The organism is Pseudonocardia xinjiangensis (assembly GCF_012911925.1).
Lineage (GTDB): Bacteria > Actinomycetota > Actinomycetes > Mycobacteriales > Pseudonocardiaceae > Pseudonocardia > Pseudonocardia xinjiangensis.
In genome coordinates this window covers 51,210-68,615 of sequence record NZ_JAAXKY010000021.1, presented here as the reverse complement: position 1 = coordinate 68,615, position 17,406 = coordinate 51,210, and the positions used below count along the sequence as shown (strand labels likewise).

General features: G+C 70.7%; 18 protein-coding genes and 2 pseudogenes. 12 read left to right on the top strand and 8 right to left on the bottom strand.

Annotation, left to right across the window (positions count from 1 at the left end):
- Positions 1-277 (bottom strand): annotated as a pseudogene (locus HF577_RS09455) (hypothetical protein); the annotation flags it as partial.
- Positions 278-573: 296 nt separating this feature from the next.
- On the opposite strand from HF577_RS09455, the gene HF577_RS09450 reads away from it, so the two are divergent.
- The 6 genes from HF577_RS09450 to HF577_RS09425 all read left to right on the top strand — a co-directional run bounded on the left by HF577_RS09450 (position 574) and on the right by HF577_RS09425 (position 5,781).
- Positions 574-1,296, top strand: coding sequence for an SDR family NAD(P)-dependent oxidoreductase (locus HF577_RS09450; protein ID WP_169395379.1), 723 nt, complete (start codon positions 574-576; stop codon positions 1,294-1,296).
- Between the two features lie 230 nt (positions 1,297-1,526).
- Positions 1,527-2,549: a TRAP transporter substrate-binding protein gene (locus tag HF577_RS09445; protein ID WP_169395378.1), complete on the top strand. Its 1,023-nt coding sequence runs from the start codon at positions 1,527-1,529 to the stop codon at positions 2,547-2,549.
- Positions 2,550-2,562: 13 nt separating this feature from the next.
- Positions 2,563-3,132: a TRAP transporter small permease gene (locus tag HF577_RS09440; RefSeq protein ID WP_169395377.1), complete on the top strand. Its 570-nt coding sequence runs from the start codon at positions 2,563-2,565 to the stop codon at positions 3,130-3,132.
- Positions 3,132-4,436: a TRAP transporter large permease gene (locus tag HF577_RS09435; RefSeq protein ID WP_169395376.1), complete on the top strand. Its 1,305-nt coding sequence runs from the start codon at positions 3,132-3,134 to the stop codon at positions 4,434-4,436. The genes HF577_RS09440 and HF577_RS09435 overlap by 1 nt, the downstream gene beginning before the upstream one ends.
- Before the next feature lie 38 nt (positions 4,437-4,474).
- Entirely contained in the window at positions 4,475-5,311 is an 837-nt protein-coding gene (locus tag HF577_RS09430; RefSeq protein WP_169395375.1) for an SDR family NAD(P)-dependent oxidoreductase, read from the top strand.
- 122 nt (positions 5,312-5,433) lie between these two features.
- Entirely contained in the window at positions 5,434-5,781 is a 348-nt protein-coding gene (locus HF577_RS09425) for a cupin domain-containing protein (protein WP_169395374.1), read from the top strand.
- 64 nt (positions 5,782-5,845) lie between these two features.
- Here HF577_RS09425 and HF577_RS38075 read toward each other — a convergent pair.
- A pseudogene (locus HF577_RS38075) lies at positions 5,846-5,956 on the bottom strand (IS481 family transposase); the annotation flags it as partial.
- A gap of 117 nt (positions 5,957-6,073) precedes the next feature.
- On the opposite strand from HF577_RS38075, the gene HF577_RS09415 reads away from it, so the two are divergent.
- Positions 6,074-7,348, top strand: a complete 1,275-nt coding sequence (locus HF577_RS09415) for an HNH endonuclease signature motif containing protein (protein ID WP_169395373.1) — start codon at positions 6,074-6,076, stop codon at positions 7,346-7,348.
- A gap of 102 nt (positions 7,349-7,450) precedes the next feature.
- On the opposite strand, the gene HF577_RS09410 is transcribed toward HF577_RS09415, so the two are convergent.
- Positions 7,451-7,846 carry a nitroreductase family deazaflavin-dependent oxidoreductase gene (locus HF577_RS09410; protein WP_246266149.1) on the bottom strand — a complete coding sequence of 132 codons (396 nt, stop codon included), beginning with the start codon at positions 7,844-7,846 and terminating at the stop codon, positions 7,451-7,453.
- A 129-nt stretch (positions 7,847-7,975) separates the two neighbouring features.
- Between HF577_RS09410 and HF577_RS09405 the strand changes: the two genes are divergently transcribed.
- The 4 genes from HF577_RS09405 to HF577_RS09390 all read left to right on the top strand — a co-directional run bounded on the left by HF577_RS09405 (position 7,976) and on the right by HF577_RS09390 (position 11,570).
- Positions 7,976-8,923 (top strand): AraC family transcriptional regulator, encoded by a 948-nt coding sequence (locus tag HF577_RS09405; protein WP_169395371.1) that lies wholly within the window; start codon positions 7,976-7,978, stop codon positions 8,921-8,923.
- A gap of 102 nt (positions 8,924-9,025) precedes the next feature.
- Positions 9,026-9,193, top strand: coding sequence for a hypothetical protein (locus HF577_RS09400; RefSeq protein WP_169395370.1), 168 nt, complete (start codon positions 9,026-9,028; stop codon positions 9,191-9,193).
- Between the two features lie 209 nt (positions 9,194-9,402).
- Positions 9,403-10,650 (top strand): CaiB/BaiF CoA transferase family protein, encoded by a 1,248-nt coding sequence (locus HF577_RS09395; protein WP_169395369.1) that lies wholly within the window; start codon positions 9,403-9,405, stop codon positions 10,648-10,650.
- Entirely contained in the window at positions 10,647-11,570 is a 924-nt protein-coding gene (locus HF577_RS09390) for a hydroxymethylglutaryl-CoA lyase (RefSeq protein WP_169395368.1), read from the top strand. The genes HF577_RS09395 and HF577_RS09390 overlap by 4 nt, the downstream gene beginning before the upstream one ends.
- 32 nt (positions 11,571-11,602) lie before the next feature.
- On the opposite strand, the gene HF577_RS09385 is transcribed toward HF577_RS09390, so the two are convergent.
- The 4 genes from HF577_RS09385 to HF577_RS09370 form a co-directional block, all read right to left on the bottom strand.
- The gene (locus HF577_RS09385; RefSeq protein ID WP_169395367.1) at positions 11,603-12,280 is read right to left on the bottom strand and encodes a DUF899 domain-containing protein; all 678 of its coding nucleotides are present in this window, start codon (positions 12,278-12,280) and stop codon (positions 11,603-11,605) included.
- Positions 12,281-12,314: 34 nt separating this feature from the next.
- Positions 12,315-12,644 carry an ArsR/SmtB family transcription factor gene (locus HF577_RS09380; RefSeq protein WP_169395366.1) on the bottom strand — a complete coding sequence of 110 codons (330 nt, stop codon included), beginning with the start codon at positions 12,642-12,644 and terminating at the stop codon, positions 12,315-12,317.
- Entirely contained in the window at positions 12,634-13,065 is a 432-nt protein-coding gene (locus HF577_RS09375) for an SRPBCC domain-containing protein (RefSeq protein ID WP_169395365.1), read from the bottom strand. The genes HF577_RS09380 and HF577_RS09375 overlap by 11 nt, the downstream gene beginning before the upstream one ends.
- 241 nt (positions 13,066-13,306) lie before the next feature.
- Positions 13,307-14,092: an IclR family transcriptional regulator gene (locus HF577_RS09370; protein ID WP_169395364.1), complete on the bottom strand. Its 786-nt coding sequence runs from the start codon at positions 14,090-14,092 to the stop codon at positions 13,307-13,309.
- 448 nt (positions 14,093-14,540) lie between these two features.
- Here HF577_RS09370 and HF577_RS09365 point away from each other — a divergent pair, with 448 nt between their 5' ends.
- A complete protein-coding gene (locus tag HF577_RS09365) occupies positions 14,541-16,010 on the top strand; it encodes an Nramp family divalent metal transporter (RefSeq protein WP_169395363.1) in 1,470 nt (489 codons plus the stop codon).
- A gap of 137 nt (positions 16,011-16,147) precedes the next feature.
- Here the strand turns inward: HF577_RS09365 and HF577_RS09360 are convergent, their stop codons facing one another.
- Positions 16,148-17,404 carry a Zn-dependent hydrolase gene (locus HF577_RS09360; RefSeq protein WP_169395362.1) on the bottom strand — a complete coding sequence of 419 codons (1,257 nt, stop codon included), beginning with the start codon at positions 17,402-17,404 and terminating at the stop codon, positions 16,148-16,150.
- Positions 17,405-17,406: the final 2 nt, after the last annotated feature.

The following is a 17,406-nucleotide window of genomic DNA, read 5'->3' as shown; positions in this document are numbered from 1 at the left end:
GGGCGGGCAGGGAGCTCATTCGAAGCACCATCGCCGCGGCGTCGTCCTCGCCGAGGGCGACGCCGTGACGTTCGGCGAGCATCAGCATCGCCGCGTGCTGCGCACTGCTGAAGTCCACGTAGTCATCGACGAGACCGCCGACGAACGACAGTTGCAGCATCTGCGCGAACCACTGGCCGCGCAGCGCCGCCGACCCGAACAGCCGCTCGAACTCCGGGTCGAGGGCGCGGAGGTCGAGCAGGGTCTCGTTCACGTCGAAGGCAATGATCGTGGGCACGGTCACCTCGCAGGGGTCGTTGATCAGCAGGGACCGGCCGGCGGAGCGCCTTCTGCCCTGGTGTCACAGCTGAAGACTAGCCTCTTCTGGAGCGTGTACTCCATTGTCGCCCGCCCCGCGGGCGCCGGAATCCCCACCGGCATGTGCGCTCCGGAGTTGACAATCCAGCGCTCCCGAGTACGAATGGAGTGAACAATCCAGACAGGAAGTGAGAGCATGAACGAGCAGGCCGGTGGACGCGCGGTGACGGGGCAGATGGGCCGATGAGGACGTCGTTCGCGCCGAGGAACGCTGTTGTGACGGGCGCCGGACGTGGGATCGGGCGGGCCGTCGCGGTCGAGCTCGCAGGCCCCGGCGTCACCGTGGCCCTGCTGGCCCGGTCCCCCGACGAGCTCGCCGAGACCGCCGCACAGGTGCGGGCCCGCGGCGGCACCCCCGTCGAGATCCCGGTGGACCTCGCCGAGACCGAGAAGATCGGGGCAGCGGTGGAGCGCGCCCGCGAGGCCGCAGGCACGATCGACACCCTCGTGAACAACGCCGGGGTCGTGTGGCCGCTCGGACCGACGGCGGCGGTCGACCCGGGAGAGTGGGCGACGGCGATCACCATCAACCTCGTCGCGGTCACCGCCCTCACCCTCGCCGTGCTGCCGGGCATGCTGGCGCAGCGCCGCGGCCGGATCGTCAACGTCTCCAGCGGAGCGGCCGCGCGGCCCGACTCGATGATCGGCGGCAACGCCTACGTCACCTCGAAGACGGCGCTCGAAGCACACACGCTCAACCTGGCGGGCGAGCTCGCCGACTCCGGCGTCACCGTGAACGTCTACCGCCCGGGAGCCGTCGAGACCCCTCTGCAGGGCTGGATCCGCAGCCGGGATCCCGACCAGATCGGCGAGGGCCTGCACGAGCGGTTCGTCCGGATGCACGCCGACGGCGCCCTGATCACGCCAGAACACACGGCCCGCTGCCTGGTGGGGCACCTGGCCGACGCCGACACCGGCCAGGTCTGGACGGTTACCTGATCACGCCCCGCCCCCGCCCCCGGGGGAAGTTCAGGAAAGCCACTTTCCGGAACCCTCAGGGCAGGAAAGTGGCTTTCCTGAACCTGGGGGCCGCCTCCGCCCTGAGGCAGGGCTTCCCGCCGCGTCCGTCCGGGTGATACCTCTTGTCCCCTCACTTCATCGACGAGGGGAGCCTCCGTGGCCGTGGATGTGCTGCGCTGCGGATCCGCGGGCGGGACAGTGGTCCTCCGATGACCGGGCGGCCCATCGGGCGCCGGTCGTTCCTCGGGTTCGCCGGGCTGGCGCTTTCCGGGTGCGCGGGGGCGGGGGCGGCCACCGGAGGCGCCACCATCACCACGGCCACGTACATCCCGGCGTCCTACGACGACCTCTATCCCGGCATCCAGACCTTCATGGACACCCTGGCCGCGCAGAGCGGCGGGACGATGACCTGCGAGATGTTCGACTCCGGCACCCTGCTCGGCGCCGAGGAGCTGCTGCCCGGCCTGCTGCTCGGGGTCGCGGACGTCATGTTCCAGACAAGCTCGTACGTGTCGTCGAGCTACCCGATCCTCGGGGCGATGGAGCTGCCGTTCGGTGCCGAGGACTTCGCGAAACAGCGGCGCGCCATCGACCCGGACGGCCCCTTGTTCGCACTGATGAACGCGCAGCTCGCGCGGCAGGGCGTGCGGCTGCTCGGCGGCATGCCGTGCACGTTCGAGTACCTGTGGACGGTCGACAGGCCGATCCTGAGGCCCGAGGACGCCCGCGGGCTGCGGATCAGGGTGGCGGGCGAGATCGAGGGCGAGACGGTGAAGGCCCTCGGCGCCGCACCCGTGTTCATGGGCTCGTCGGAGGTCTTCGAGGCACTGGAACGGGGCACGATCGACGGCCTCATGAGCTACATCGGCACCGTGGTGTCCCGCGACCTGCAGGAGATCGTCCGCTATGCCACGCGGGCGCACTTCGGCGCCTACACCGTGGACGCCTACTGCCGGGCCGACTGGTACGACAGCCGGCCGCCGGATCAGCGGGCCGCGCTCGACGCGGCGGGCCGCGCGCTCTACCGCGACGGCACCGAGGTGATGGCCGGTGTGCACGAGCGCGACTACCTGCCCGCCGTCCTCGCGGCCGGGGTCCGGATCGTCGAACCCGACGACGCGGAGCTGGCCGCGTTCCGCGACGCCGTCGCCCCCGTCTACGGGCGCTGGCACGACCTGCTCGGAGATCCCGCTGTCGCCGCACGTGCCCTGCAGTCGATCGAGAACGCCTGAGGAGCTGATTCCCGTGCTGACCAGGGCAAGGCGGGCGGTGCTCGCCTGCACCCGGGCGATGGCCGTCGTCGCGATGGCCGTCGTCGGCGTCATGATGCTGACGATCACCTACGACGTGCTGGCCCGCTTCCTGTTCGCTGCCCCGACCGACTGGGCCTACCCCCTCAACTCCGTCGGCGTCCTCGTCGCCACGATGCTGGCCGTGCCGCACCTCTGGGCCACCGGTCACCACATCTCGATGGATCTCGTGCACCGCGCGCTGCCACCGGCAGCACGACGGGTCGCCGACGTCGTGACGACCGTCGCGACCTGTTTCCTCGGGGTGGTACTTGCGGTCACCGCCTTCCGCGCGATGGTCGTGGCATACACCGGAGGTCTCACCGGCGCAGGCACGTTCAACATCCCGCTCTGGGTTCCGGACGCCGTGCTGTTCGTGACCGGGGTGTTCCTGGTGCTCGCCGCGCTGTTGTTCCCGCCGAGCCCGACCGATGACGTCCCGGCCGCCGTGCCCGGCGATGTGGACGTGCGGGCGGAGCAGCAGGGCGCTGCACCGTTGACGGGGGCCCCGGGGGCGACGCCGTGATGGCCGACGGAGCGATCGTCACGTTGGCCGTCGTGCTGCTGCTCGTGCTCATCGGGCTGCGCACGCCGATCTTCGTGGCGCTGGCGGTGGCCGGCATCGTGGGCCTGCTCGGCCTCGGCGGCCTCACCGGCGTGGCGCTCGTCCCGCTCGCGCTGGTGGCGCAACTGCAGGAGTACGCGCTGGTCGCGGCGCCGCTCTACATCCTGCTCGGCGAGGTGCTGGCCGTCAGCGGGCTCGGCCGTGACCTGTTTGCCGCCGCGCACCGGTGGTTCAACCGCGTGCCCGGCGGCTTGGGCGCGTCGGCGATCGGGTCGTCCACGCTGTTCGGTGCCATGTCCGGCGTCTCGATCTCCTCCGTCGCGGTGATCGGGCGGATGGCGGTGCCCGAGATGCTGGAGCGCGGTTACAAGCCGGCGTTCGCCAGCGGGGCGGTGGCCGCGTCCGGGGCGCTGGCCATGCTCATCCCGCCGAGCCTGATGTTCATCCTCTACTCGTCGGTGACGGGCGAGAGCGTGGCCGCGCTGTTCGCCGGCGGTCTCCTACCGGGGCTGCTGCTCTCGGCCATGATGATCGCCTACGTCGTGCTGCGGGCGAAGGTGGCGCCGGCCAACGCCCCGGTCGACGAGGAGCGGTTCACCTGGGCCGACCGCTTTGCCGCCCTCGGCCGGATCTCGCCCGCGCTCGTGCTGATCGCGCTGGTGCTCGGCTCGATCTACACCGGGATCGCCACCCCGACCGAGGCGGCGGCCATCGGAGCGCTGGCCGCGTTCGGCGTGACCGGCGCGATCTACCACAAGCTCGGCTGGACCAACCTCAAGAAGATCTTCCTCTCCACGGCGCAGGTGACCGCGGCGGTGCTGGCGATCGTCGGGTCGGCGTTCGTGTTCACACAGATGCTCGTGGTGGCCCGTATCCCGGACGCGGTGACAGGCTTCGTCGTCGGGCTCGACGTCCCACCCACGGTGATCATGGTCGGGATCATGCTGATCCTGATCGTGCTCGGGTGCCTCGTCGACGCGGCCTCACTGCTGCTGGTCGTCACCCCCATCCTGGTACCGGCGATCACCGAGCTGGGCTTCGACCCGCTCTGGTTCGGCGTGCTGCTGGTGGTCAACCTGGAGATCGCGGTGATCACCCCACCGGTCGGGCTGAACCTCTACACGATGAAGTCGGTGGTACCCGAGCTCGATCTCGGCGACATCTTCCGTGGGATCGCGCCGTACATCCTGATCGAGGCAGCGTTGCTGGGCATCCTGATCGCGGTGCCGGAGATCGCCACCTATCTACCGGGGCTGCTCGCGTAACCACCGGCCGAGTCGCAGGCATGCAGAGGAGGCGTGTGGTGGCAGAGCTCCCCCATCCCGTCGTGGTCGTCACCGGGGCCGCCCGGGGCATCGGACGAGCCCTGACGAACGGGTTCCTGCGCGAGGGAGCGGCCGTCGTCGCCATGGATCGGGACCCGCTGGGCGTGGAGCCGTTCGAGGGGCCCGACCTCCACCGCGTCCTGGCCGTTTCGGCCGACATCACCGACGGCGACAGCGTCGCGGCGGCCCGGGACGCCGCGCTCGACCGGTTCGGCCGCGTCGACGTCGTCGTCTGCAACGCGGCGCTGCGCCAGCGGAGCCTGTTCGAGCCGACCGGACTGTCCACGGTGATGGATGCCGGCGACGCCGAATGGCGGGCGATGTTCGAGGTCAACGTCATCGGCACCCTCACCGTCATTCGCCGGTTCGTCCCCGCACTGGCCGCGACGGGCGGTGGGAGCATCATCGCCGTCGGCACGATCGGCCCGATGACCCGGGAGGTCGAGCCGGGAGTGTGGCGGGCCGCGCGCTCGGCGGGGCTGAACCAGCCCTACGAGGCGTCCAAAGCCGCCCTGACCAGCATGATCTTCTCCCTGGCCGCGGAGCTGCGCGACCACGACATCGCCGCGAACGTCCTGATCCCCGGCCCGACGATGACCACCGGTTCGGCGGAGATGGCCGCCGCCCGTGCGGCCGCCGGGTTCGTGAACCCGCCCTACCTGCGCCCCGAACACGTCGTGCCGGCGGCGCTGCATCTCGCCGGCCGCCGCGGCGCGACCGGGCAGACCGCCACGGCGGTCGACGCGGTCGCCTGGAACGACGAGCACGGCTTCGGCGGCCCGCACCGGTGGCACGCCCACCCCACGCCGCACTGAACTCCTGGCGGGCCCCATCGGAATGCCCCCGAGAACGTGCGGGTGGTGTTTCGGGACCACCACCTCCAACGCCGAGTAGAACCAGGACCACGTAGTCATTCGCCGCGTCGGAAGGCCCACTCATGGCTGAGAAGTCGTCGTTGACCGCACTCGCCCGCCAACAGTTGGAACTGGCCCGCAACGCCTCCAGCGGACGCAGCGCCCAGACCGTGTTCGGCGGACACGAACACGTGCTACGGCAGACCGTGATCGCGCTGGCCGCGGGCCACGGCCTCGACGAGCACGAGAGCCCGGGTGAGGCCACCGTGCACGTCCTGCACGGGCGCGTACGCCTGAGCGCCGGGGAGGAAGGCTGGGAGGGATCACCCGGGGATCTCCTCATCGTCCCCCCTGCCCGGCACACGCTCGACGCCCTCACGGACTCCGCGGTCCTGCTCACCGTGGCCAAGGGTCGGACGCACAGTGGCTAGTGCCCAGGCGGGTTGTCGACCCGGCTGATGAGTGGGTGGTCGCGGTGGGCTTTCTCGTCGAGGTCTTCTTCACATCCGCGTGCACCAACTCGCCCCGGGCGGGGCGTTCGCAGCGGCGGATCACCGTGCCAGTGGGGCGGTCGAGCCAGGCCGGCCGGGCAAGTCCGTGGCGGGTCGGACGGCGTGGAGCGATCGGCAAGCCCGGCGGCCACTGCCACGAGCGAGCGCTGAACGGCTGTTGACCTGCGACGACGAACATCGATTCGAACATGTGTTCGAGTATGATGAAGAGGTGTCGGACAGCCCGCTCACCACCGCGCATCGCCTCCTGGTCGAGGCGATCGACGCGCTGTCCGCCGCCACCGACTCCGCTACCGACGACGACCTGCTCTCCGTGCTCACCTTGTGCGAGGGCACGAGCCGGCGGTTGGACCGGGTTGTCGTTGCCGCCGTGTCGGCTTTGGAGCGGCGGGGGACGTTCGCGGAGCGGGGCTACACGTCGACCCCGGCGGCGTTGGGGGATCTGCTCGGGTGGGAGCGGTTCGAGGCCCGCCAGCGGGTGGTCGCCGCCGAACAGGTCTGCCCCCGGGTCGGGCTCGACGGCACCGCACTACCCGCCCGGTTGGCCGCCACGGCGGAGGTGTTCGCCGCCGGGCACACCGGGCTACGCCACGTCGCGGTGATCGCCCGCGTGCTCGCCGGCCCGGCCGCGCAGCGGCTCACACCCGACGTGTGGGCCGGTGCCGAAGCCCAACTCGCCGAGAAAACCGCGGTCTACACCCCCTCCGAACTACAGGCCTGGGGCACCGCGCTCGTGGAGGCCCTCGACGAGGACGGCGCCGAACCCGACGACCGCCCACCCGCGCCGGTCAACGAACTGCACCTGACCCCCCACCGCGGCAAAGCGGGCGGCACCCTCAAGGCCCGGTTCGACGACGCTGCCATGTTCGACGCCATCGTCACCGTGATCGACGCCCACGCCCGGCCCGCCACCGCCGACGAACACCGCAGCACCGCCCAACGCCAGGCCGACGCCCTCGCCGACGTGTACGGCTACGTGCTCGACCACGGCGACGTCCCCGAGTGCGGCGGGCGCCGTCCACGTCTCACGGTGCTGGTCCGGCTGGAGGATCTGGAGAACCGGGCCCGCGCCGCGTGCCTGGACTTCGGGGGCACCTTGTCGCCGGAATCGCTGCGGATGCTGGCCTGCGACGCCGCGGTCGTGCCGGTCGTGCTCAACGGGAAGGGTCAGCCGCTCGACGTCGGGCGGGTCACCCGCACCATCCCCGACGGCCTGCGCCGCGCCATCACCGCCCGCGACCGCGGCTGCGCCGGGTGCGGGCGGCCGCCGTCGTGGTGCGAGGTCCACCACATCACAGCCTGGGAGAACGGCGGCGACACCGCCCTGCACAACTGCGTCATGCTCTGCCGGGCCTGCCACCGGCTGCTCCACCACTCCGACTGGCAGGTCCACATCCGCGACGGGCTCCCCGAGTTCACCCCACCCGCCTGGATCGACCCACAACGAAGACCCCGCCGAAAACCACTCCTGCACCTCGCCGCGTAAAAGGTCGCGAAGAGAGGCGCGGTCGGCAGAGCCTCCGTGATCACTGGGGGGACACATGTCCTCAGGCCGACACGCCGTCAACAACGCCCACGGGCACTACCGCTAGACGCGCACCAGTTCGATGACCGGGATGACCCGGCTGGTGTTGCGCTGGTACTCGGCGAACTGCGGCTGCACGGCGGACTGCTTGGCGCAGTACTCGTCGCGCTCCGCGCCGGAGAGCACCCGCGCGACCACCGCGAAGGTCTCGGTGCCGAGTTCGACCGTGATGTTCGGGTTCGCCAGAAGATTGTGATACCAAGCGGGATTCTGATCGACGCCGGCTTTGCTGGCGAAAATGAAGATCCGGTCGCCCTCGGCGAGGTAGACCAGCGGCGTGATCCGCTCGACTCCGGATCTGGCGCCGATGTTGTGCACCAGGATCAGCGGCTTGCCCTCGAACATGCCGCCGGCCTTGCCGCCGTTGGCGCGGAATTCGGTGATGACCTTGCGGTTCATCCCGTCGAAGTCGAATGAGTCCGTCACGGCACCACCATATGGGCATCGGGCGACCCGATCGATGCCCGAAGCGGGCCAACAGATATCCGATCGTGCCATTCATGAGCCGCCAGCGGTACTCTCGCACGCATGGACCTGTTGGCCGACGTACTCGCCGTCGCCGGGGTCCGCGGCGTACTCGGTGCACGGATCGACGCCGCCGAGGCCTGGGGGATCTCCTGGAGCAGCATCGGCGGGGCCGCGTTCTACGCCGTCACCGCGGGCACGGCGTGGCTCGGGCTTCCCGGCCGAGCTCCCGAGCAGCTGATGCCGGGTGACGTCGTGCTGTTGCCGACCGGCACCGCACACACCCTCAGCAGCGATCCGGACGCCGCGGTCACGTCCTGCGACTGCGCCACCGCCGAACGAGCCCGGACCGAGGGAAGCGTGCTGCGCTTCGGCTCGGGGGAGATCCAGACCCACGTCCTGGGCGCCTCCTACGAGTACGACCCCGCGGTGTCCATCCAGGTTCTCGCCTCGCTTCCCGAGATGGTGCACATTCGGGCGGACAACGGTGGCACCTGCCTGGACGACACCGTCCGCCTGCTGGCCAGGGAGCTGGCACATCCCCAGCTCGCCACCGCGGTGGTGCTCAACCGGCTTGTCGACATCCTGCTCGTGCAGTTGCTGCGGGTCTGGCTGGCGCAGAAGCCGGCCGAGGCGCGCGGGTCCTGGCTCGGCGTGCTGAGCGACCCGCTGGTCAGCGTCGCGATAGCGAAACTCCACCAGGACCCGGCCAGAGCCTGGACGACGGAGCTGCTCGCAGCCGAGGTGGCGGTGTCGCGGACCACGCTCGCGCGCCGGTTCCGCACGGTCGCGGGCGAGACTCCTGGCCGCTACCTGACGCGCCTGCGGATGGACCTTGCCGCGGTCCGGCTCCGGGACACCGGCGACACCCTGGAGACCGTCGCCCACTCGGTCGGCTACACCTCGGTGTACGCGTTCGGACGCGCCTTCCGCCGGGACCGCAGGCAGGCGCCCGGCAGCTACCGCGGCACGGCACGCGCCGCCACCAGCACCGTGGCCGGGCGCGGGTAGCCCTTCAGCGGGACGGCGAGAGCATGGGTCGTCGCTCGGACCGGGACGTGGCGTTCGGGTCCGGCCACGACAGCCGCCGGTCACTGGGAGCGCGGCCGGGCGTTGCATCTCTCCGGGCGGGCCCGGATCGACTGGGACGCCGAGCGGGCGGCGACGGTACCGGGCGCCCAGCAGATGATCGACCTCGACGTGGACGAGGTGCTCGACGTCGAGGGGACGATGCCGTTGCGCTGGTCGTTCGGGGACTACTCGAGGTTGAACCCGTCCTGAGGCGCGGCAGCATCGTCCGGGTCGGGGCTGCGGGTCGCCGGTGACGTGAGCAGCCACACCCGCAGGTACCGCCGCCTCCTGGTTGCCCACATCGTGGATCCGTGTTCGTATGGTGGACACGGGGGCGGCGGCGCGAGCGTCTGAGGTCGCGCTCCGTCGTCGCCGTCGTGCTGACCCGACCGCCGGCACTCATCGCGTGGGGAGTACTCGTGAACGACCGCCCGATCCGCCCCCTCGACGGGGTCCGCGTGCTCGAGCTCGGCAACTACATCGCAGCCCCGACAGCAGGCAGGCTGCTCGCCGACTTCGGTGCCGAGGTGATCAAGATCGAGCGGCCGAGGACGGGCGACGAGCTACGCAACTGGCGCCTGTACGCGGGCACGACATCGATGCTGTACCGCACGATCAACCGCAACAAGAAGTCCGTCGCGCTGGACCTGAAGTCGGCGGCCGGCCGCGACGTCGTCCTCGACCTGGTCCGGCACTGCGACGTCCTGCTGGAGAACTTCCGCCCCGGCACCCTGGAGAAGTGGGGGTTGGGGCCCGACGAGCTGAACGCCGCGAACCCCGACCTGGTCATCGCCCGCGTCTCGGCCTTCGGCCAGACGGGCCCGCTGGCGGACCGCCCCGGCTTCGCCGCGGTTGCCGAGGCCATGGGTGGCCTGCGCGAGCTCGTGGGGGAACCCGACCGGGCACCGGTGCGCGTCGGCGTCTCGATCGGCGACTCGATCGCCGGGCTGTACGCGGCCTTCGGCGCGGTGATGGCGCTGTTCCGGCGCGAGTCGGGCCGGTCAGGGCGGGTGGACGGCCGGGCGCCGCTGACCGAACGCGTGATCGACGTGGCGCTCAACGAGGCGATCCTGTCCATGATGGAGTCGCTCGTGCCCGACCACCTGGCCTACGGCGTGAACCGGACCAGGGTCGGTGGCCGGATGGAGGGCATCGCCCCGTCCAACGCCTACCTGTGCGGCGACGGCACCAGCGCCATCATCGCGGGCAACGGCGACGCCATCTACCAGCGGCTGATGGCGACGATCGGGCGCCCCGACCTGGCCGACGACCCGGCACTGAGCAGCAACGCCGGACGCTGGGCGCGCCGCGACGAGCTCGACGCGGCGATCGGCGCCTGGACGGCGGGCCGGCCGCGGGCCGAGGTGCTCGAGCAGCTCGACCGGGCCGGGGTGCCGGCCGGCCCGAGCTACACGGCGGCCGACATCTGTGACGACGCGCAGTACCGGGCCCGCAACATGATCCAGTACCTGCCGGTGGACACCGGCGAGGACGAACCACGCCAGGTCGGCTTCCCGGGGATCGTCCCGGTGATCGGCGACGTCTCGCTGCCGGTCCGGACGGTGGGACCGGACCTCGGCGAGCACACCGGGGAGGTGCTCGCCGGCGTCCTCGGGATGAGCGACGACGAGATCGCCGCGGTCGTCGCGGGAGAGGAGCGGTCATGACGAACGCGATCCTGCGGGACGTGACCCTGCGCGACGGCCTGCAGCTCACCGGCAAGCTCCTGGCCACCGAACGCAAGGTGGAGATCGTCCGGGAGCTGCTGCGCCTCGGCGTCCCCAGCCTGGAGATCGGCTCGATGGCCCGCCCCGACCTGGTGCCGCCGATGGCGAACACACTGGAGGTGGTCGAGGCACTCACGCCCGAGGAGCTCGCCCGGTGCTGGGTCTGGGTCGCCACCCCCCGGCACGTCGAACGGGCCGTGGCCGCGGGCGCGCTCAACGTCCAGTACTGCTTCTCGGCTTCCGACGCGCACAACCAGGCCAACATCGGCCGCAGCACGGAGGCCAGCCTGGCGGCCATGCCCGCGGCCGTCGAGACCGCCCGCGCCGCAGGCGGCCGGATCCAGCTCTGCATCGCGACGTCGTTCACGTGCCCGTTCGACGGGCCGGTGCCGGAGGAGCGGGTGCTCGCCATCGCACGGGACGCCCGGGCCGAGGGCGCCGAGGACATCGTGCTCTGCGACACGCTCGGCCAAGCCGTGCCCGCCCAGGTGTCGAGCCTGGTCTCCCGGGTGGGCGAGGAGACCCCGGCCCGCCGGATCGTCTACCACGGGCACGACACCTGGGGCCTGGGCGTGGCCAACACCCTGGCGGCGATCGGCGCGGGCGCCACCGTGGTCGACGGGGCACTCGGCGGCCTGGGCGGCTGCCCGTTCGCCCCGGGTGCGAGCGGCAACACCGCGTCGGAAGACATCGTGTTCGCGACCAGGCCGTCGTGGCTCACCCCGGCCGGCCTCGCCGGGATGGTCGAGCTCTCCGAGGACCTGCTCGCCGACCTCGGGGAGCCCAACCGGTCGAAGGCCGCGCAGGGTGTGCGGTCGTCGGCCTCGGCGTTCGCGTGGGTGGCCGGGCCACGCCGCTAGCAGTGCCGTGCTCGACCACGGCAGCGGCTCCGCTACCCCTGCACCGCGGCGCCGTACTCGTCGTGCCAGTTCCACCACTCGTACGCCGGGGTCCGGGGATAGCCCTCCGGCGAGTCCTCCCACTCCTCCTGCCGCCCGAGCGCGGTGATGTCGAGGTAGCTCCAGGTGCTCCCCATCGCCTCGTCCCCGCGGTTGTTGATGAAGTAGGTGCGGAACACCCGGTCGCCGTCGCGGATGAACGCGTTGGTGCCGTGCCACTCGTCCACCCCGAAGTCGGCGTCGAAGTCGTCGGTCATGGTGAACCAGGGCATCGTCCAGCCCATCCGCGCCTTCACCCGCTCGATGTCCGGCTGCGGCGCCCGCGAGGCGAAGACGAGGGTGGTGTCGCGGACGTTCAGGTGGGCGACGTGGGCGACCTGGTCGGCCACCAGTGAGCAACCGCGGCACGCATGGTCGGGCCAGCCGCACACCCCGGGCTCGAAGAAGGCGCGGTAGACGATCAGCTGACGGCGACCCTCGAACAGGTCGAGCAGGCTCACCCTGCCTGCGGGTCCGTCGAACCCGTACTCCTTCTCCACCGCCAGCCACGGCATGCGGCGGCGATCGGCGGCCAGCGCGTCGCGGGCGCGGGTCAGCTCCTTCTCCTTCACGAGCAATTGCCGCCATGCGGCGTCCCACTCGCTCGGTGACACGACCGGTGGTGTCTTCATCGTGGTGTCCACCTTCCAGTTCGGTTCGCTCGGCTCACGGGCCGAGGTGCTCCTTCAACGCGTCGAGGCGGCCGTCCCAGTCACGGGCCAGAGCGGCCAGGAACTGCTGTGCCACCTGCATCGGGGCGGAGCGCAGTCGATAGCGCACCCGGCGCCGCTCCCCCGGCTCGGGCGTCACGAGCCCGGCCTCGGCCAACAGGGCCAGATGCTTGGCGATCGCCTGCCGCGTGATGGGCAGCCGATCGGCCAGCTCCGTGGCCGTGGCCGGTCCGCCGGACGCGAGCGCGGCCAGGATGGCGCGCCGGCTCGGATCGGCCAGCGCGACGAAGACCTGTTCGGCGATCGCCTCGATGTCAGGCGACATCGAGGTAGTCGACCAGCTCACCGAGCTCGCTCGCCCAACCCTTGGTGTTGCCCTCGTACGCACCGGTGAAGGCGTCGTCCGGCAGTTGCGCGAAGCCGGACTCGACCACGGTCAGGCGCGTGCCCGCACCGACCGGCTCGAGCGTGAACTCGACGTACGTGCGGCGCGGATCGTCCTCGGGCAGGCCGTAGATGTGCCAGGTGAAGCCGAACACCGACGGCTCCTCGACCCGTTCGATCCGCATGTCGGCCGTGGGGCCGTCGTTCCAAGTCATGTGTGCCGACCCGCCCGGACGCAGGTCGATCGTCGCGTCGTTGCCGAACCAGGTGCCCAGCCCTTCGGCCGTGGTGAGGGCAGCCCACACCTTGGCCGGCGGGTGGGCGATCTCGACGACCCGCTCGATGCGATCGGGGAATCCCATGTCAACCTCCATCAAGTAGCAACTGAACGGTTGCAACGTTATTGCAACCGATGGATTGCGTCAAGTCGCCCGGCGCTGCGACCCGGGGCCCCGCGAGTCGCCCGCTTCGCGCGCGCGAGTCGCCCGGTTTCCGCGGCCGAGTCGCCCGCGCGGCCCCCGTGATCGCCGCGAGATCCGGGTATCGGCCGTTCGGAGGGCGAAGAGCCGGGTCTGGGAACGATCATCGCCGTCGGGACGGGTCCTAGCTCGGGTAGCGCCCGCCCAGGGTCCTGGTGAGCTTCTCGGCGGAGCCGACCAGCAGGTCCACCCACCCCTCGCAGACGGCCAGCGGCATCCGGAGGGTCGGCCCGCTGATCGACAGCGCGCCGACGAGCTCGGTGGCCGAGTCGAACACCGGTGCGGACAGCCCGGACGAGCCGTCCTCGCGTTCCGCGATGGTGATCGCGAACCCGTCGGCACGGGTCTGCCGGACCAGCTCGCGCAGGCGTTCCGCGCTCGTGACGGTGGTGCCGGTGATCGGTTCCAGGGGCCGCGCGAGCACCGTCTCCGTGAGCTCGGCGTTCCACGCGAGCAGTACCCGGCCCGCCGACCCGGCGTGCAGCGGGAGGATCTTGCCGACGTACATGTCGCGCCGCAGGGCGTGCCGGGTCTCGGCGACCGCCACACACACCCGGAAGCCCTGCTCCTCCCGGAAGAAGCAGGCCGTCTCGCCCGTGGCGTCCCGGATCTCGCGCAGCACCGGGTTGACGATCGTCAGCACGTCCACGCCCTTGACGGCGGGAGCCGCCCAGTAGGCCATGCGCACGCCGATCCGGATCCGGTCACCGGCCCGGTCCAGGAGCCCCTGCGCCACCATGTTGGTGACCAGCCGCTGGACCGTCGACGTCGGCAGGCCGGTGGCCTGCTGGATCTCGCCCAGGGTCAGCGCGGGGCGGGCGAGGGAGAACGCGTCGAGGATCTCCGTGATCTTCCCGAGCACCAGCAGCGGGGTGCGCCTCGACGAGCCGGAACCGTCGTCCACCGACATGCTGGATGAATGTAGACGGTGCACCGCCCGACCCGACCACCCTGCACGTCTCCGAGGGGCGCCGCCGCGCGAGATCGCGGGGAGCGATTCGGTTCCGGTGGAGTCGCCGGGCCCGGGAATCTCCGGTCCGGCGCACCCGTATTACCGTCGAGAAATTCGGGCCTTGAGCAGAGCCGATGTCATCACTAGACTTCCGCGCAAGGTTGTCGGGTAGCGCATCGAGGCGTCCTCACGGCTACCGCACGCCCGAAAAGCGATTCGCGCGTGTGGTGCACGGCGGGCCGGGTGCAGCATTTCGCCCCGCCGGCTGAGTGGCCGTTCCGGACAGAATGAACTCGATACGTGAGCGATCTGGCACGCCCGGATCGCTGGTTGTCGCCCATCTCCCGGGACAGCGCTCCGGTCGACCGGCGCGGCTCGGGGCCAGAGCGCACAGAGGAGTTGCCCCATGGCCGAGTCCGTCGAGGCGCCCACACCCCGACTCGCCACCGAACTACCCAGCAAGTACCTCCCCGCGGTCGGCTACCGCGACCTGCCCGAGCCCCAGGGTCTGCGGAAGTACATGGGGGCCAGCATCATCCTCACCGCGACGGCACTCGGGTCCGGCGAACTGGTGCTCTGGCCCTACATCACCACGCAGGCGGGGTTGGGCATTGTCTGGCTCGCGGTAGTGGGCATCACGATGCAGTTCTTCCTCAACATGGAGATCGAGCGCTACACCCTGATCACGGGCGAGACGGCCGTCACCGGATTCTCGCGATTGTGGCTACCCTGGGGCATCGTCTTCGTACTCGGCGCTATTCTGCCGAACGCCTGGCCCGGTTGGGCCTCCAGCGGGGCGACGGTGTTCACATTCATCTTCGCCCTCAGCGAGTCGGCGGTCCCGTTGATCGCCACCATATTCCTGCTCTCCATCGGACTGGCCGTGACCGTCTCACCGGTCATCTACCAGACCCTCGAGAAGGTCGAGGGCATCATGATCGTCCTCATCCTCCTCTTCGTCGTCACGGCGATCGTTGTCGCGACGAATGCGGGAGCCTGGGCCCAGGTCGTCACTGACATTCCCGACGTCACCGGCAACCTGCCCGGCGTCGTCGCCCAACTGGGAGCGGCCTCGCTGTTCGGCGCGATCGTCTTCGCGGGCGCCGGCGGGGCCAACAACCTGGTCCAGAGCAACTACATCAGGGACAAGGGAATGGGGATGGGGATCAACATCCCCAACATCGTCTCCCCGGTCACCGGCCAGGAGGTGGCGGCCCCGTCGCTCGGGTACATGGTCCCCACCACCACGGAGAACGAACGCCGCTGGCGGCAGTGGTGGCGCATCGCCAACTGGGAACAGCTCATCACGTTCTGGTTCATCGGGGCGTTGCTGCTGGTCTCCCTCTCGGTACTGGTCGTCTCGACGATCGGCACGAACACCGACCTCGAGGGCGGGCTGGGGTTCCTCCAGGAGGAAGGCGCCGCACTGGGCACCATCATCGGACCGTGGTTCACCACCGCCTTCTACGTCGCCGGCTTCCTGATGCTCTTCTCCACCAACATCGGGGTGATCGACTACGTGAGCCGGCTCGCCGGCGACTCGCTCAAGGTCACGTTCCTGAAGGAGAGCACCTTCTGGAGCGAGAGCAAGATCTACATCACCGTGGTGTGGCTGATGATCATCGCCGGCTCGGGAATCATCTGGACCGGAATCGAGCCGGTACTGCTCCTGGTCATCGCGTCCGCAGGCGGCGGCTTCGTCATGGCGATCTACTCCGTGCTGATCATCATCCTCAACCGCCGGACCCTGCCGGAATTCGCCAAGCTCAAGGGCTGGCGGCTCCCGATCATGGTCCTGATCGCCATGTTCTACATCGCCTTCTCACTGTTCCTGACCTACCAGATGATCAGCCAGGGACCGGCGTCCCTGACCTAGATCCGCGACCACGGCAAGGGAGGGCAACGATGCCAGGAACACTCCGTCGCCTCTGGCTGACCATCCTGCTCGGTCTCACGGTCTTCGCCGTGCTGACCTCGACCGCCTGGGGGCTGGGACTGCTCACCTGACGCTGCTCACTCGGTGGCGAGAGCGTGGACCATCGCGAGGAGCACGTTCGCCCCCGCATCGATGTCCTCCCACGTGGTCAGCTCGGCCGGGGAGTGGCTTCGCCCGTCGACGCTGGGCACGAAGATCATGCCCGTGGGGGCGAGCTTGGCCATGTTCTGTGCGTCGTGCCCGGCACCGGAGGGCAGGGGCAGGGTCCGCAGGCCCTGACCGGCGGCCACCGTGGCCACGAGCTCCTGCATCCGCGGGTCCAACGGCACCGGGTCGGTGATGCTCTCGCGGGTGTAGCCGACCTCCAGGCCGTGGCGGTCCGCGACCTCCCGCGCCACCGCCACGATCGCCGCCTCCAGCTCGAGCATCCGCTCGCGGTCCAGGTCACGGAAGTCCAGTTGCAAGCGGGCCAGCCCGGGCACGACGTTCGCTCCCCCGGGCTCCACGTGCAGGATGCCGCAGGTGGCGACGGCGGTCTCGCTCACCGACCGTGCCACCTCCGGCAGTCGCACCAGAAGCTCGGCGGCTCCCCGCAGCGCGTCGCGCCGCAGCGGCATCGGCGTGGTGCCGGCATGGTCCTGGCGGCCACGGAACTCCATGTGCCCGCCACCCATCCCCACGATCGCCGTGACGACCCCGATCGCGGCCCCGGCCGACTCGAGCACGGAGCCCTGCTCGATGTGCAGTTCGACGTAGGCGTGGACGTCCCCGGGGCGCACCGCGGTCCGGGTTGCCGCCTCGACATCCCAGCCCATGGCCTGCAGAGCGTCGACGAGCAGGTCCCCGTCGCGTCCCCGCAGCGTGGCGAGCTCGTCCGACGAAAAGCCGCGCGCGACGGCCGTGGAGCCGAGGAGGTGGTGGTAGTTGCCTTCCTCGTCGGCGAATACCACGGCCTCGACCGGCCGTCGCAGGGGAACGTGCTCCTCGGCCAGCCTGCGCACCACCTCCAGCGCGGCCAGTGACCCGAGCGCGCCGTCGAAGCGACCGCCTTCCGGCACGCTGTCCAGGTGCGAGCCGGCCCAGACCGGAGGCGTGCCCGCGGGGGCGTCCGGCGCGTCCAGCCGGATGAAGACGTTGCCGATGCCGTCGGTGCGCAGTGCCAGCCCGGCCTGCTTGCACTCGCCCGCGAGCCACTCCCGGACCTGCCGGTCGGCCGCGGAGAAGGCGGTGCGACCGACGCCGCCGCTCGCGGTGGCGCCGTACCCGGCGACGTGTTCGAGGCCGCGACGCAACCGCGCCGAGACGGTGGGCACCGGAGGCTCTGTACCGCTCATGC

What these genes read in the sequence shown, in the direction of transcription:
- HF577_RS09425 (WP_169395374.1), top strand. Translation starts at nt 5,434, where the DNA reads ATGGCTGAGAAGTCGTCGTTGACCGCACTCGCCCGCCAACAGTTGGAA.
- HF577_RS09360 (WP_169395362.1), bottom strand. Translation starts at nt 17,404, where the DNA reads ATGAGCGGTACAGAGCCTCCGGTGCCCACCGTCTCGGCGCGGTTGCGT.
- HF577_RS09390 (WP_169395368.1), top strand. Translation starts at nt 10,647, where the DNA reads ATGACGAACGCGATCCTGCGGGACGTGACCCTGCGCGACGGCCTGCAG.
- HF577_RS09445 (WP_169395378.1), top strand. Translation starts at nt 1,527, where the DNA reads ATGACCGGGCGGCCCATCGGGCGCCGGTCGTTCCTCGGGTTCGCCGGG.
- HF577_RS09375 (WP_169395365.1), bottom strand. Translation starts at nt 13,065, where the DNA reads ATGGGATTCCCCGATCGCATCGAGCGGGTCGTCGAGATCGCCCACCCG.
- HF577_RS09370 (WP_169395364.1), bottom strand. Translation starts at nt 14,092, where the DNA reads ATGTCGGTGGACGACGGTTCCGGCTCGTCGAGGCGCACCCCGCTGCTG.
- HF577_RS09410 (WP_246266149.1), bottom strand. Translation starts at nt 7,846, where the DNA reads ATGAACCGCAAGGTCATCACCGAATTCCGCGCCAACGGCGGCAAGGCC.
- HF577_RS09380 (WP_169395366.1), bottom strand. Translation starts at nt 12,644, where the DNA reads ATGTCGCCTGACATCGAGGCGATCGCCGAACAGGTCTTCGTCGCGCTG.
- HF577_RS09405 (WP_169395371.1), top strand. Translation starts at nt 7,976, where the DNA reads ATGGACCTGTTGGCCGACGTACTCGCCGTCGCCGGGGTCCGCGGCGTA.
- HF577_RS09365 (WP_169395363.1), top strand. Translation starts at nt 14,541, where the DNA reads ATGGCCGAGTCCGTCGAGGCGCCCACACCCCGACTCGCCACCGAACTA.
- HF577_RS09435 (WP_169395376.1), top strand. Translation starts at nt 3,132, where the DNA reads ATGGCCGACGGAGCGATCGTCACGTTGGCCGTCGTGCTGCTGCTCGTG.
- HF577_RS09385 (WP_169395367.1), bottom strand. Translation starts at nt 12,280, where the DNA reads ATGAAGACACCACCGGTCGTGTCACCGAGCGAGTGGGACGCCGCATGG.